12 protein-coding genes are annotated in these 13,544 nt (G+C 72.7%); 7 read left to right on the plus strand and 5 right to left on the minus strand.

Going from position 1 to position 13,544, the window contains the following annotated elements; all coding sequences use genetic code 11:
• The 3 genes from QFZ50_RS06775 to QFZ50_RS06785 all read left to right on the plus strand — a co-directional run bounded on the left by QFZ50_RS06775 (position 1) and on the right by QFZ50_RS06785 (position 3,112).
• Positions 1 to 1,281, plus strand: coding sequence for an acyl-CoA dehydrogenase family protein (locus QFZ50_RS06775; protein WP_307082982.1), 1,281 nt, complete (start codon positions 1 to 3; stop codon positions 1,279 to 1,281).
• Between the two features lie 47 nt (positions 1,282 to 1,328).
• Complete coding sequence (locus QFZ50_RS06780; protein WP_307082983.1) at positions 1,329 to 1,901, plus strand: molybdenum cofactor biosysynthesis protein; 573 nt, start codon at positions 1,329 to 1,331, stop codon at positions 1,899 to 1,901.
• 236 nt (positions 1,902 to 2,137) lie between these two features.
• Positions 2,138 to 3,112 (plus strand): helix-turn-helix domain-containing protein, encoded by a 975-nt coding sequence (locus QFZ50_RS06785; RefSeq protein ID WP_307082984.1) that lies wholly within the window; start codon positions 2,138 to 2,140, stop codon positions 3,110 to 3,112.
• Here QFZ50_RS06785 and QFZ50_RS06790 read toward each other — a convergent pair.
• The 3 genes from QFZ50_RS06790 to QFZ50_RS06800 all read right to left on the minus strand — a co-directional run bounded on the left by QFZ50_RS06790 (position 3,026) and on the right by QFZ50_RS06800 (position 6,715).
• The gene (locus QFZ50_RS06790) at positions 3,026 to 4,024 is read right to left on the minus strand and encodes a helix-turn-helix domain-containing protein (RefSeq protein ID WP_307082985.1); all 999 of its coding nucleotides are present in this window, start codon (positions 4,022 to 4,024) and stop codon (positions 3,026 to 3,028) included. The two genes, QFZ50_RS06785 and QFZ50_RS06790, sit on opposite strands and share 87 nt — an antisense overlap.
• 180 nt (positions 4,025 to 4,204) lie before the next feature.
• Positions 4,205 to 5,122, minus strand: coding sequence for a polysaccharide deacetylase family protein (locus QFZ50_RS06795; RefSeq protein ID WP_307082986.1), 918 nt, complete (start codon positions 5,120 to 5,122; stop codon positions 4,205 to 4,207).
• A 42-nt stretch (positions 5,123 to 5,164) separates the two neighbouring features.
• Complete coding sequence (locus QFZ50_RS06800; protein WP_307082987.1) at positions 5,165 to 6,715, minus strand: YcaO-like family protein; 1,551 nt, start codon at positions 6,713 to 6,715, stop codon at positions 5,165 to 5,167.
• 271 nt (positions 6,716 to 6,986) lie between these two features.
• On the opposite strand from QFZ50_RS06800, the gene QFZ50_RS06805 reads away from it, so the two are divergent.
• From QFZ50_RS06805 to QFZ50_RS06820, 4 genes are read left to right on the plus strand one after another with little or no spacing between them, the layout of a single operon-like run.
• Positions 6,987 to 8,654, plus strand: coding sequence for an MFS transporter (locus QFZ50_RS06805; protein WP_307082988.1), 1,668 nt, complete (start codon positions 6,987 to 6,989; stop codon positions 8,652 to 8,654).
• Between the two features lie 57 nt (positions 8,655 to 8,711).
• Positions 8,712 to 9,011, plus strand: a complete 300-nt coding sequence (locus tag QFZ50_RS06810; protein WP_307082989.1) for an SHOCT domain-containing protein — start codon at positions 8,712 to 8,714, stop codon at positions 9,009 to 9,011.
• Positions 9,008 to 10,564 carry a leucyl aminopeptidase gene (locus tag QFZ50_RS06815; RefSeq protein WP_307082990.1) on the plus strand — a complete coding sequence of 519 codons (1,557 nt, stop codon included), beginning with the start codon at positions 9,008 to 9,010 and terminating at the stop codon, positions 10,562 to 10,564. Before QFZ50_RS06810 ends, QFZ50_RS06815 begins: the two co-directional genes overlap by 4 nt.
• 34 nt (positions 10,565 to 10,598) lie before the next feature.
• Positions 10,599 to 12,116, plus strand: a complete 1,518-nt coding sequence (locus QFZ50_RS06820; RefSeq protein WP_307082991.1) for a phospholipase D-like domain-containing protein — start codon at positions 10,599 to 10,601, stop codon at positions 12,114 to 12,116.
• A gap of 70 nt (positions 12,117 to 12,186) precedes the next feature.
• Here the strand turns inward: QFZ50_RS06820 and QFZ50_RS06825 are convergent, their stop codons facing one another.
• Positions 12,187 to 12,705, minus strand: a complete 519-nt coding sequence (locus QFZ50_RS06825; protein WP_307082992.1) for a hypothetical protein — start codon at positions 12,703 to 12,705, stop codon at positions 12,187 to 12,189.
• Between the two features lie 219 nt (positions 12,706 to 12,924).
• On the minus strand, positions 12,925 to 13,479 hold the full coding sequence (locus tag QFZ50_RS06830; RefSeq protein ID WP_307082993.1) for a cysteine hydrolase family protein: 555 nt from the start codon (positions 13,477 to 13,479) through the stop codon (positions 12,925 to 12,927).
• Positions 13,480 to 13,544: the final 65 nt, after the last annotated feature.

The following is a 13,544-nucleotide window of genomic DNA, read 5'->3' on the forward strand; positions in this document are numbered from 1 at the left end:
ATGTCCACGACCACCATCGATCCGGCCCGGACGGGCGACCCCGCACCGCAGGGCGTCCCACCCTCGACGGCGTCGCTCCGGGAGCGGTTCCGCCCCCTGTTCGACGCCGTCGCTGCAGGAGCGGCACGCCGGGAGCAGGACCGCGTGCTGCCCTTCGACGAGGTGGCGGCCCTCAAGGAGGCGGGGTTCGGCGCCCTGCGCGTCCCCGTGGAGTACGGCGGGTCGGGAGCGTCACTGCGCCAGCTCTTCACCCTCCTCACCGACCTGGCCGTGGCCGATTCGAATCTCACGCAGCTGTGGCGCGGCCATTTCGCGTACGTCGAGGGGACGCTGCTCCAGCCGCCGTCGGCGCATCGGGACCGATGGCTCTTCGACATCGCGGCGGGAACGATGATCGGCAACGCCTCGAGCGAGCTCACCGGCATATCGCTGCGCGACATCCGCACGACCCTGACCTCCCCGAGCGCCCAGGACGGCGCGCTGACGCTCACAGGCAGCAAGTACTACAGCACCGGCAGCCTGTACGCAGACTGGATCGCCGGCAGCGCGGTGCGCGACGGCGAGCGCGTCGGGTACGCGGTGCGGGCCACGGCTCCCGGCGTGGAGCGGATCGACGACTGGGACGGCTTCGGCCAGCGGCTGACCGGCAGCGGGACCACCCATTTCACGGAGGTGCGCGTGGATCCGCGGAACGTGCGCCCGTTCTCACCTGACGCACCGAGCCACGTGCCCGCGTTCTTCCAGCTGGTGCTGGTCGCATCGCTCGCCGGTATCGCCCGGGCCGCTGCGCAGGACGCGGCGGCATTCGTCCGGCCCCGCACGCGGTCCTACGTCAACGCACCGACGCCGCTGCCGCGCGAGGACCCGCAGGTGCTGCAGGTGGTGGGTGAGCTGACCGGGCGCGCCTTCGCGGCGGACGCCGTCGTGCTGGCCGCCGCCGACCTCCTGGACTCCGCCTACGAGGCGCTCCACGCGGACCGTCCGGCGCCCGGTCGGGAGGAGGACGGCACCCCGGCGCCGAGCGCGGCCCGGCCTGCGGTCGACGCCGCCGACATCGCGGTCAGCCAGGCGCAGCTGGTCGCCGTCGACCAGGCGCTGACCGCGGCCACCCAGCTGTTCGAGGTCGGCGGGGCGTCGGCGACGTCCACCGGGCGGGCGCTGGATCGGCACTGGCGCAATGCGCGGACCATCTCCTCGCACAACCCCGCCATCTACAAGGCCCGGTCCGTGGGCCACTGGGCCGTCCACGGGGAGCGTGAACCGCAACCGGGACAGGCCTGACGCGGTCCCGAGCGTCGTGGGTGCCGGCGGGGGCTAGCGTGGGCACCATGACGCATGAGTTCCGGTACGACGTCGAGATCCTGCACCTGCTCGTGTCTCCCGCGCACGCCTACTTCGGCCGTGCCCGGGACGGCGCGGCTGACGTGGCCACCACCGACGCCGAGACGGTGGAGGTCGTGGCCGGCAAGGGGATCGTCGGTGACCGCTTCTTCGGGAAGGCGGCGCACATGGACGCGGCGGTGACCCTGTTCGCCATCGAGTCCCTCGAAGCCATCGCCGCCGGGCTCGGGGTCGCGCCCTTCGATCCGCTGCTCCCCCGCCGCAACGTGGTGCTGCGCGGCGCCGAGCTGGTTCCGCTCATCGGGCACGGGTTCGTCCTGGAGTCCGCAGGCTCGGCCGTCGCCTTCCACGGGGGCCGGCACGCCCACCCCTGCGCGTGGATGGACCGGGTCCTGGCGCCCGGCGCCCACAAGGCGATGCGTGGACGCGGTGGGCTGCGGTGCCGTCCGGTCGGCAGCGGGACCCTCCACCGCGGCCCGGCGGTGCTCGTCAGCCCCGTGGAGCTGGATCCGGCCCGAGCGGCCCACGCCTCCGTCCTGCAGCCCTCGCGCCTGCCCTGAACCGCCCGGGCCCCCGGCAGGAGAGCCGGCGTGGGATCAGGGCCGGCGTGGAAGCAGGACCGGCGCGGAAGCAGGACCGGCGCGGAAGCAGGACCGGCGCGGAATCACCCGCACTAGGTGATACGGCGGAGCCTGCCTCCCCTTCACCATGGGGTATCGGTGACGGCACGGACTCCGCCAGGCGGTGCTCCCGTGCCGCAGCACGGGCGGCGGGACGTCCGGGAGGGAGGGCACCTATGCCGGCACATCCGGGCACCGGCGTCCTGCCGTCCCGACGGCCCGGCGGGCCCCCTCATCACCTCGGTTCCGGCCCCTCCGGGCCCTCCGGCCCGTCGGGTGCTGCCGTCGGGCGGCTCTCCCCTCCCGCCCGTCGGAGCGCCGCGGCGCCCACGGAACGCCGGACGGTCGTCGGTGACGTGACGCTCGCGTACCTCCCCGTGGCACCCGAGACGCCGCTGCAGCTCGCCGCCGCGGAAGGCACTGCGCAGGCGGTCATCATCCTCTCCGGGTCCGTCGCCCTCCGGGGTCGCCGTGGCCCGATGGTGCCCGTGGATCGAGGTGCTGTCGCCGCCGCAGCAGGAGCACTGACCCTGGACGGCGGCGGCCCCGCGGCGATGCTGCGCCTCACGCTTCCCCTGAACGTGCTCTCCCGGCGCGGCGTCCGCCTGCCCGGCGGTGTGGCGAGGAGCTGCGCGGACGGCGCACTCCTCGCGCCGCTCCGCGAGTTCGCCTATGCCCTGCACCGTGCCCCTCCGCTGGCCCCCCTCGACGCCGCACGCGCAGCGGAGCGGAGCCTCGTCGAACTCCTCGTCGGGACGCTGCTCGAAGCCGACCCGCCGAGTATGGACAGCGCCGCCCTCCGCGGGATCCTCAGGACCCGCGCTGCCGCGATCGTCCAGCGCCGGTTCACCGACCCGGCGCTCCGCCCCCGCCTGGTGGCGCTCGAGCTCAACGTCTCGCTGCGCCACCTGCAGCGCAGCTTCGAGGGGTCGGGCACCACGATCGCGCTCGAGATCCGCCGGGCCAGGAGCGACTACGCGGCGGCCCTCATCGACACCCTGACGGGCCCGGACCGGAGCGACCGCCGCATCGCCGCCCGTGCCGGTTTCACCTCCGCGGGCCAGCTACGTGCTGCTTTCGACGACCGCTTCGGCATGCCCACGTCCTCCTACCGGATGCTCGCCCCGACGCAGGTCCTGCCCTCGGCGTGACACGTCGGCGCCCACCCCCAGGGTGCGCCGCAGTTCCGACGGCGGGACGCCGAACCTCGACCTGACGCGGGAGCGCAGTTCGAAGGCCGAGGAGAATCCCGACCGTCGGGCGATCTCGTTCACGGTCAGCTCACGTGACGCCGGAGCGGACAGCAGCATGCAGGCGTTGTCGGTGCGTCGCTGGCTGATCTCCGCGGCGATGCTCGTCCCGCTGCCCTCGAACGCGCGCTGGAGGTGGCGCAGCGACACCCCGGCGACCTCCGCGACCGCCGCCGGAGTCAGCAGCGGGTCGCTGAAGGATTCGTCGATGAGGTCGATCGCCGCCCGGCGCAGGCGCCACCGTTGGTCCGCCCGAGGATCGGCATCACCGAGCCCGTCTCCGTAGACGGCGACAAGGAGGTTCTCGAGCACCCGCGCCGCCACCACGGTACTGACGGCGTTCCGTCCGTCCTGCGCGTCGATGAGGGCGGATGCGAAGGCCGCCACGGGTCCCGCGAGCGCACCGCGCCTGATGAGGCACTCACCGACCCGCAGGTCCACCCCGCGCTGCCGGAGGCGGGCTGACGGCACGAGGAGGTGGATCCAGCGGGTGGGGACGCTGCTCTCGAGCACGAGATCGATCGGCTCCGTGAGGATGAGCGCCTCCCCCTGCTGCAGGGGGACGCCGGCGGATCCGGCGGGAGCGACGCGCGCACGTCCCCGCGCCGCGAAACCCACGTACGTCATCCCGCGCAGGCCCACGGAGGCCGCGGTCACCCTGAGCGCGGTCTGCGTGGTTGTGGCGGCCACCATGCCGCCGACCGCCTTCGCCCGGACCGTCACGTCCGGATCGTCACCGTGGACGGGCGACAGGGACAGCCCGTCGACGCCGGGGCACACCCAGCGTCCGCCGCTCGCCGGCACGAAGGTCACACCCTCCAGCACCTCCGCTGGCACATCACCCGGCATACCCGCCCCGTCTCCCGTTCCTTCGCCGGTCCGTCTGCTCCCTTGCCGTGCTCTCCGCCGAACCGGTTCCTCGATTCTGCGCGATCGGCGCGACGGTGGCGATGGCCGTCCGTCCCGGTGACCGGATCGGACGCCCGACCGGCATCAGTCCAGCGACACGGCGGAGGGATCCGAGGGATTCCGCGGACCCGACGGACCGGGCGTCCCGGGCGTTCCGGGCGTTCCGGCCGTCCCGGGCGTTCCGGGCGTTCCGTCCCGGATCGTCTCCCAGGACCAGTTCGAGACGAGCTCGGTCACCCCGAGCTCACGCAGTCGCCGGTTCCCCAGCAGGCGGTCGTCGAAGCGGGCACCACCGCACCAGGCGGCCACGCGCGGTGCCCGGCCGGCGATCCGGGTCAGCCGGCGCACGACGTCCGACACCTCGGCGACCACCGTGGCGGGCGTGATCTCCTCCGCCGCGCGATGGGTGAGCGTGTGGAAACCCAGCGCGTGCCGTCGAGCCAGCCGGATCAGCGCGTCGTCGCCCAGCGTCCCTGCACGGTCGTCCTCGACCTCGACCGCGATGGGCAGGATCAGGACGCGGAGCCCGAGCCGCTCGCAGATCGGGACGACCATCTCGGCCGCATCCTTGTACCCGTCGAACAGGAGGACGACGACGCGCGGGCGGAGCACCCCGTCGCCGCCGTCGCCCAGGAGGTCGCCGAGCCGTGCCAGCTTGGCCAGCCGCCTGTCCGTCGCCTCGCGGTGGTCCGGTGAGACATCGTGGAAGTTCAGGGTCACCAGCGGGACGGCGCGAAGCTCGGCCCGGGACCACCCGGCGCCCTCGCTCTCGAGCAGGAGCTCGCCGAGGACGCTCTGCAGGACGTAGGCCTCGTACGAGAACGGCGCGGGCCGCCGGAGCAGTTCCGGGAGCGGGTCGAAGACGCCCGGGATCAGCCCGGACGGATCCGCTCCTGTCGCTACGGCGGCGTCGTCGAGCAGCACCACCGGCGCTCCCCCGGGTCTCCCACCCTGATCGAGGATGTAGCTCTCGAGCTCGTCCGCGCGGGACTGCGTGCTCATCGCATCACCGTAGCCATCACGTCGTCGGGTCCGTCGGAAGCACTAGCGCTCACCGAGGAGGACGCGGGCAGTGTGCCGTCCCGGCTCACGGTACAGCGGCAGCAACCCCCGGGCGACGCCGTCGACGGCGTCACGATCCAGCCACGCCGGCCCGCCGAGCCGTTCCGAGGCCCCTGGGGTCAGGATCACCTCTCGCCACCCGTCACCCTCGGGCCGTGTGCCCACGCGCGCGAGGTCGTCGCGGCCGTCCTCGACCAGTCTCCGCACGCCTGCCTCACCGATGCGGCCGTAGGCCACCGTCTCCACCTCGGTCCCGGGCACCACGACCTTGACCGCCCGCGCCGCACCGGCGTCGGTCGCCCCGGGCGGGGTCAGATCCGCGACGAGGACCTCGAGACCGTGCCCGGCCATCACCGCCAGCGGATCCGCGGCCGGGCGGGTCGGCAGATCGCCGAACCGCACGGTGGATCGGCGGGAGAACACGGTGGCAGCCAGGCGCGCCCGCACCGCTGCCTCCTGCTCAGGGCCCGCGGTCAGCCAGCCCACGGTCGCGTGGAGGACCCGCGGCTCCTCGGCGGCCGGCTCCACGACTGACAGCGCATCGTCCAGGTAGTCCCGCGGCGCGACACCCCGGACCGCGGCCAGCGGGCCGTGAATGAAGGCCTTCCGCGCCCGGGCCGAGGCGAACTCGAGGACCGCCTTGCGCAACGCCACCTCCCGGTCCGGATGCGCCGCCTCACCGCATGCCGTCGCGACGACGAGATCGTCACCGGGTGCGTGCCCGACGACGAAGAGATCGGGCACGCCCCGGTCGGTCGAGGCGATCTTCACCATCACGTCCACCCCGGCCGCGCGGAGGGCGGCGAGCGCCTGGCGGGTCTCGGCGTCCCCGTCGTCGGGACCCAGCGCGACGACGGCACCCCGATCGAGAGCCCGGAACGTGAGGCCGTTGCCGTCGCGCTGCAGGATCTCGAGCACGCCGTGGACGACGGCCTGCCGCAGGCTCGTCCCCGCGCCCAGCCCGTTCGCGACGGGCATCAGCAGTCGCACGCCCTGGTCCCGGTCGGTCAGCTCCGAGGGGCTGCTCGCCACGAGATCGACGGGCACGAGCACGGTCTCCCCGTCGAGTTCGAGGTCCGCTCCGCCGTGCATGTCGGAGGCGTCAGGGCCGGGGGCCGAGCGGGCACGACGCAGTGGCACCCAGGTGAGCACCATGTCATCGGAGTAGCCGGAGCCGGCCGGCAACCCCAGGGTCCGCGGATCGGCGACCCCCGCCGCACCCCGACGGCGCCGGAGATCGCTGTACGAGGCCGTCGTCCGCTCGAGGTCCGCGAGTGCCCTGAGGGAGAAGGCGCTCTCCACCGTCTCGCCGAGAGCCCCGACGCGCGCCTGCGCCGCGGACGGACCGTACCCGACGCCGCCCAGCGCCGCACCGTCGCCCCGCCACCAGGTCGCCCACGTCGGCACGCCCGTCCGGTCGAGGCCGTCGATGGCGAACTGCGCGCGCAGTCCCGGCAACGCCGCTTCGTAGGCGCCGGCGGCCGCCGCCAGCGCTCCCTCCGCCGGCTGCGACGTCGCGCTCCTGTGCGTCATGCCCCCAGTAGAGCACACGGCCCGCCGTCGCATCCGGGCGGGCCCGCGGATGGGTGCAGGGGTGGAAACCGTGCGCACGGTCCGCCCAGGCTGTTCCCCCAGCTGTTCCCCCCAGGCTGTTCTCCCCGCGGCCCTCCGACCGACGGACAGTGTGATTCAGCGACCGGGCGACCCGATTCGAGCGACGGGGCGCCCGAGGGTGGCGGCGTCCGCTCGTAGCATTGCGGCACCGAACCGGCAGTTCACGATTCTGCTCCCACGGAGGTACCTCATGAAGACTCGACCGGGCCGCGAGGCTGCAACCGACCAGGAGGGGACGACGTCGTGGCTGCCGCTCGTCGTCGTCGTGCTGACGCAGATCCAGGCCTCCTTCGCGGTGAACGCGCTGACGGTCTCGATGCAGGGCATCACCAGTGACCTCGACACCCCGGCCACGACCGTCGGGACGGCGATCACCGCCGGCACCTTCGCCATGGCGGCATTCATCCTCCTCGGCGCCCAGCTCGGTGCGAAGTTCGGGTCCATGCGGATCCTGCGCATCGCGCTCGTCATCCATGGCGCGGCCATGGCGGGCGTGGCGCTGAGCGTCAGCCCGGTCATGCTGTTCGCCGCGCAGGCGCTCTCGGGCGCCGTGATCGCGCTCATCGCCCCGGCCCTCGTCGTCGTGATCGCCGCGAACTTCTCGGGCCAGCAGCAGGCGCGTGCCATCGGGTACCTCGCCGCCGCCATCCCGGCCGCCGGGGTCCTGGCCCTGCTGCTCGCCGGGTCCTTCGCGTCCACGATCGGCTGGCGCTACTCGTTCGCGCTCGTCGTCGCCCTCGCCGTCGTCAACTTCCTGCTGGCCCTCCGGCTGGCCCCCGTCGCCCCGCAGACCGGCATGACCATCGACTGGACCGGCGCCGGCCTCGCTGCGGCGACCGTGATCCTCCTCAGCTTCGGCTTCAGCGGACTGAACAGCTGGGGCGTGGTGATCGCGACCCCCTCGGCCCCGTTCTCCGTGCTCGGGCTCTCCCCGGCCCTCGTCCTGATCGTGCTCGGTGCCGTCTTCGGGCAGAGCTTCTTCGCGTGGCTCCGGAAGCGGAAGGCCGAGGGAGCGCCGCAGCTCTTCGACCTCGAGGTCCTCAAGAGCGCCTCCGAACGTGCCACCACCGTGTGCATGGCGTGCATGCTGTTCGTGGGGACCGCGGCGAACTTCCTGATCCCCCTCTACATCCAGGTGGTGCAGGGCCGCACCGGGTTCCAGACATCGATCGCCATCATCCCGTACACCATCTCCATCTTCATCGCCAGCACGGCCGTGGCCGGCCTGTACACGCGCTTCCCGCCGCGCACCATCGCCCGCGCAGCGTTCGTCGTCGTCGCGGCGGCCCTGATCCTCCTCGCATTCACCATCCGCAACGACTGGAGCCAGTTCCTCGTCGTCGTCGGACTCGTCACCCTCGGCCTGGGCCAGGGGGCCATCGTCGCCCTCGTCTTCAACACCCTGCTCTCCGCCGCACCCAAGCGCCTTGCCGGTGACGTCGGCGCGTGGCGGGGGCTCGTCCACAACATCTCGGGCAGCATCGGGATCGCGGTGGCGAGCGTCTTCGCCGTGACGGCGCTGAGCGCCCTGGTGAACGCGAACCTGGTGGACAACGAGACCATCCCGCCGTCACTGAAGGCGCAGGTCGATCTCGACGAGGTCAACTTCATCACGAACGACCAGCTCGAGGACGTGCTCGGCGCCACCGACGCCACCGAAGCGCAGGTCGCCGAGGCCGTGCGCATCAACGAGGAGTCGAGGCTCCGCGCACTGAACCTCTCGCTGCTCGGCCTCGCGGGCATCGCCCTCCTGGCCGTGGTACCCGCCGGACGCCTGCCCTCCTGGCTCCCCGGAGACATCCCCCCGACCGTCACCGCCGGCAGCCCGGGCACCGAACCCGCTGCCGCCCAGGCCTGACCGATCCTCCGGCCGCCGGCCGGACGCACCCACCTTCCACGAGCAAGGAGCAGCATCATGGCCCTCGGACGACGACGACGCAGCCTCGCCGGAACCGCCGTGCGCACGGCGGTGATCACCGGCACGGCCGCGGCCACCGCCAACGCCGTGAATGCCAGGGGCCAGGCGGCCGCCGCACCGCCTCCTGCCCCGGTGCCACCGCCGCCCAGCCCGACCGCCGCTCCGGCTTCCCCGTCCGCGACGGAGGACGTCCTCGCACGGCTCGAACGCCTCGCGGCGCTGCGCGCGTCCGGGGCACTGACGGAGGACGAGTTCACCCTGCTGAAGGCGAGGACGATCACGGGTGGCGCCCCGTGACCTTCGCCTCCCACAAGCTCATCGCCGCGGACTTCGACCCGCTCCCCTCAGTGAACCACCAGCCGGGGACCCGCATCCTGGTCGGCGAACAGGACAACCTCCCGTCGGACGGCAGCGCGGACGGCTCGGCGGACGTCATCGGTTATGCCACCGGCCCCGGCCTCGGTGGGCTCGAATGGCTCGGGATGACGCAGGAGTCGCTGCGCGTCGCCGGCTTCGAGGGCAAGCCGGGCCAGGCGCTCGCGCTGCCGCACCTGGCCGGACCAGCCGTCGTCCTCGTCGGCTGCGGCGCCGTGGAGGACTTGAACGAGGCGGCGCTCCGCGACACCGCCGCGACGTTCGCCCGGGCCTCCAGCCGCTTCCGGAATGCGTCGTTCGTACCACCCGCGGAGCTGGACCTGGCACCCGAAGCCCTGGGGAAAGCCGTCGTCGAGGGCGTGCTCCTGGCCCGCTACCGCTACACCGAACTGAAGTCCGCGCCCGACGTCGTGCCCCTGGAGACCCTCCGCCTCGTGGTGCCGGAGGCCGACGTCCCGGGGGCGACGCAGGGAGCCGAGGCCGGGCGCCTCGCCGCACGATCCACGAACATCGCCCGGGACCTCGCCAACACCCCGCCGGGACACCTCACCGCGGTGGCCTTCGCGGACCTCACGCGGAGTATGGCCGGGACCTACGGTTTCGGGGCCGAGACCTTCGATAAGGACCAGCTCATCGCCATGGGATGCGGCGGCCTGCTCGGCGTCAATGCCGGCAGCACGGAGGAACCGCGCATGATCATGCTGCGCTACGTGCCGCCCGGTCCGCCGGTGCAGCACCTCGCCCTCGTCGGGAAGGGGATCATGTACGACTCGGGCGGCATCTCGCTGAAGCCCTCGGACCCCATGCATTTCTCGATGAAGATGGACATGGCCGGTTCCGCGGCGATCGTCGGGATGATGACGGCCCTCCGGGACAGCGGATGCCCGATCCCCGTGACGGCTTTCCTGATGTGCACCGACAACATGCCCTCGGGCTCCGCGATGAAGCTCGGCGACGTCCTCACCATCCGCGGCGGGACCACCGTGGAGATCAAGAACAGCGACGCCGAGGGGCGCCTCGTGATGTCCGATGCCCTGGTCCTGGCCACCGAGGAGTCACCCCGGGCCATCATCGACATCGCCACGCTGACCGGCGCGGCCCTCATGGCCCTGGGTACGAGGACCGCGGCGCTCTTCGGCAACGACCAGGCCCTGCTGGACCGCGTCGCGGAGGCCGGCCGCAGGACGGACGAGGGCGTCTGGCAGCTGCCGCTCGAACACCGCTACCGCCCGCAGCTCGACTCCCACGTCGCGGATCTCTCGAACATGGGCGGCAAGTACGCCGGTGCCACGACGGCGGCCCTGTTCCTCCACGAGTTCGTGGGCGGCGTCCCGTGGGCGCACATCGACATGGCCGGGACCATGCAGTCCGAGGACGACGACGCCTGGCGGTCGCGCGGCGCCACAGGCTTCGGTGCGCGGCTGCTGCTGGACGTGGTGATGGCCCTGGACCCGGGCGCAGGATCACCGGCATGAGCGCCCACCCGCCGCTGCCACCGGCGGGTGGACCATGACCGATCCCGCCATCGTCGCGACGGTCCTGGGGATCTCCCACGTGGTCCTCGGCTTCATCGCGACCGTCTACGTCTCCGCGAACCGGCAGCCGTCGGCGGCGATCGCCTGGGTCCTGACCATCGTGTTCATCCCCCTCCTGGGTGCGCTGGCCTTCCTGCTCGTGGGCGTCGGGCGGCTGCCCCGCGCCCGGCGTGAGGCGCAGCGCCGGTTCAACGAGAGGGCGCTGGAGCGGCCGCAGGCCCTCGCCGCCGTCGAACGCCGTGACGAGTGGCCGCCGTGGCTCGCGTCCGCCGTCGCGCTCAACACGCGCCTCGGCGCGCTGCCGATGACCGCCGGGAACCGGGGCGTGCTCCTCGGCGACTACGACGACAGCCTCCGGCGCATGGTGCACCGGATCGACGCGGCCCGGACGACGATCCACGTCGAGTTCTACATCCTCGTGCTGGACCACGCCACCGAACCGCTGTTCGAGGCGCTGGCCCGGGCCACAGCACGCGGGGTCGTCGTCCGTGTGCTCTTCGACCACGTCGCCGGACTCCTGCTCCCGCGGCACCGGCCCACGCAGGCGGCGCTGACGGCCATGGGAGCGCAGTGGCACCCCATGCTGCCCCTGCGCCCGCTGCGCCGCCAGTGGCAGCGCCCGGACATGCGCAACCACCGCAAACTGCTCATCGTCGACGGGGACGTGGCCTTCACGGGCTCCCAGAACGTCATCGACGCCAGCTACCTGAAGAAGCGGAACGTGGCGCGCGGGCTGCGCTGGAAGGAACTCATGGTGGCGCTCGAGGGACCGGCGGTCGACGAGCTCGCGGCCGTCTTCGCGAGCGACTGGTACAGCGAGACCGGTGAGGTCCTCGTCCCGGCACCCGCGGGCACCACCGCCGGCGCCATGCTCGGCGCGACCGCACCCGCAGCACCCGGCGGACTGCTCCTCGGCGCGGAGGGCGGGTGGGGGGATGCGACAGCGGACGTCCAGATCGTGCCGAGCGGCCCCACGTTCGAGAACGCGAACAATCTCAAGCTGTACGTCCACATGATCCAGAACGCGACCCGGCGCGTCAGCATCACGAGCCCCTACTTCGTGCCGGACGAGTCCCTGATGCTGGCCATCGTCACCGCCGCCGCCCGCGGGGTACGCGTCGATCTGTTCGTCTCCGCCATCGGCGACCAGCCCCTCGTGCACCACGCACAGCGGTCCTACTACGAGGCCCTCCTGAGGGCGGGCGTGACGGTATGGCTCTACCGTGCACCGCACGTCCTGCACAGCAAGCACTTCAGCATCGACGACGACGTCGCCGTGGTCGGCTCAAGCAACATGGATATCCGCTCCTTCGCCCTGAACCTGGAGGTCTCCGTGCTCATCAGGGACCCGCACCTGGTGTCGGAGCTCGACGCGATCGAGGACGGGTACCGCCGCAACAGCGACCGGCTCCTCCTCGAGGAGTGGCTGAAGCGGCCCGCCGGCCACAAGGTGATGGACAACCTGGCGCGGCTCACGTCCTCCCTGCAGTAGCCGGCCCCGGGCGGCCGCCGCGCGCCGCCGCGGGATCTGCCACGGCCGGTCGTCCCGTCCGCTCCCGCGGTCAGTCGTCCGCGCGGTCGGGCGGGTCCGACCGCCGGCTCCAGCGGAAGTCGATCTCCGCCACCGCGACGACGGTACACGGATCCGCGAGATGGTCCACGGGGCGCTCGTCGCCCAGCCGCTCGGAGGGGATGCAGAACCACGCGAGGATCCGGCGGTCCCGGCAGCCGGAGGTCCGTCCGATCAGCGCCACCTCGGCGATGAGCGGCCGGACGCGGTGTGCTGCGGCGTCGAACTGGAAGCCCGGGTAGAGCACCCGGCCTGCGCGCGTCCCGACGCCGAGGATCCTCCGCTCGGCGGCGAGGCACCCGGCCGGCGGACTCGCAGGGCCGAGGAGGGCATCGACGGCAGAACCGGGAAGGAGTCCGAATTCCCGAGCGATCGAGCGCCATACCGCACCGGCGGACTGGCTCCCGGGAAGGGGCGGCGCGGGAACGGATCGGCGAGCGCGGAGGGCGGCGCCGCCGGTAGCGGCACGCACCCGGGGCTCCTCGCCGGTGGACGCACGTCGTGGACCCATGCCCGGATCCCCCTCTGGAGCCGCTCGGGACGCACCGGACGCGCGTCCTCGTAGGGCCAGTCTGTGGTGCCCCTGCCTCCTGTACAGGACGGTGGCGCGCGATTGCACTCCCGGGCGCGCTCCGGGCGTCACGATGCGGTTCCCGTCGCGGTCGTGACGCCCGGCGACGGGAAGTACCCACCCGGACGGATGCCGCGCCCGGACCGGGTCGAGGACCCGCTAGGCGCTGAAGGCGACCTCGCCGGCAGCCACCACGCCGGCCGTCCGCCCGGGCGCCGTCTGGTACTGCCAGTACATGTTGGTGTGGCCGATGACCTGGTCGGGCGTCGGGGCCCCGTAGGCGCTGAGGTCCTCGGTGGTGTGCGCGTCGCCGACGAGCGTCACGTCGTACCCCCGGGCGAATGCCCCGTGGATGGTGGAGCGGATGCACGCATCCGTCTGGGCACCCGAGACCACGAGCCTGCCTACGCCGGCGGCCGCGAGGACCTCCTCGAGATCGGTTCCCTCGAACGAGTCCCCGTACGTCTTGTGCACGACGGCCTCCGACGCGAGGGGCTCCAGCTCCGGCACGATCTGCCACGGTTCGCTTCCCGCCTCCAGGTCCGCGTCGGCGTGCTGCACCCACACCACGGGCGCGGAGGCGGTACGGGCCCTGTCGACGAGACCGTTGATGGTGGCGACCACGGTGTCCCTCGCATGGGCGCCGGAGACGACGCCGTTCTGCACGTCGATGACCAGGAGTGCGGTGTTCGGGCGGTTCTGGAGGGTGGTCATGGCTGCTCCTCGAAACTGGAAGGACTGCTCTGCCTACTCGGGTCACGTCCCGATTGCGACGAGCG

This window comes from Arthrobacter agilis, assembly GCF_030816075.1.
Classification (GTDB): Bacteria; Actinomycetota; Actinomycetes; order Actinomycetales; family Micrococcaceae; genus Arthrobacter_D; species Arthrobacter_D agilis_E.

Excerpts from the sequence above, each read along its gene's own strand:
- QFZ50_RS06830 (WP_307082993.1), bottom strand. The coding sequence starts at position 13,479 with ATGACCACCCTCCAGAACCGCCCGAACACCGCACTCCTGGTCATCGAC.
- QFZ50_RS06825 (WP_307082992.1), bottom strand. The coding sequence starts at position 12,705 with ATGGGTCCACGACGTGCGTCCACCGGCGAGGAGCCCCGGGTGCGTGCC.
- QFZ50_RS06820 (WP_307082991.1), top strand. The coding sequence starts at position 10,599 with ATGACCGATCCCGCCATCGTCGCGACGGTCCTGGGGATCTCCCACGTG.
- QFZ50_RS06805 (WP_307082988.1), top strand. The coding sequence starts at position 6,987 with ATGAAGACTCGACCGGGCCGCGAGGCTGCAACCGACCAGGAGGGGACG.
- QFZ50_RS06775 (WP_307082982.1), top strand. The coding sequence starts at position 1 with ATGTCCACGACCACCATCGATCCGGCCCGGACGGGCGACCCCGCACCG.
- QFZ50_RS06785 (WP_307082984.1), top strand. The coding sequence starts at position 2,138 with ATGCCGGCACATCCGGGCACCGGCGTCCTGCCGTCCCGACGGCCCGGC.
- QFZ50_RS06795 (WP_307082986.1), bottom strand. The coding sequence starts at position 5,122 with ATGAGCACGCAGTCCCGCGCGGACGAGCTCGAGAGCTACATCCTCGAT.
- QFZ50_RS06800 (WP_307082987.1), bottom strand. The coding sequence starts at position 6,715 with ATGACGCACAGGAGCGCGACGTCGCAGCCGGCGGAGGGAGCGCTGGCG.
- QFZ50_RS06810 (WP_307082989.1), top strand. The coding sequence starts at position 8,712 with ATGGCCCTCGGACGACGACGACGCAGCCTCGCCGGAACCGCCGTGCGC.
- QFZ50_RS06780 (WP_307082983.1), top strand. The coding sequence starts at position 1,329 with ATGACGCATGAGTTCCGGTACGACGTCGAGATCCTGCACCTGCTCGTG.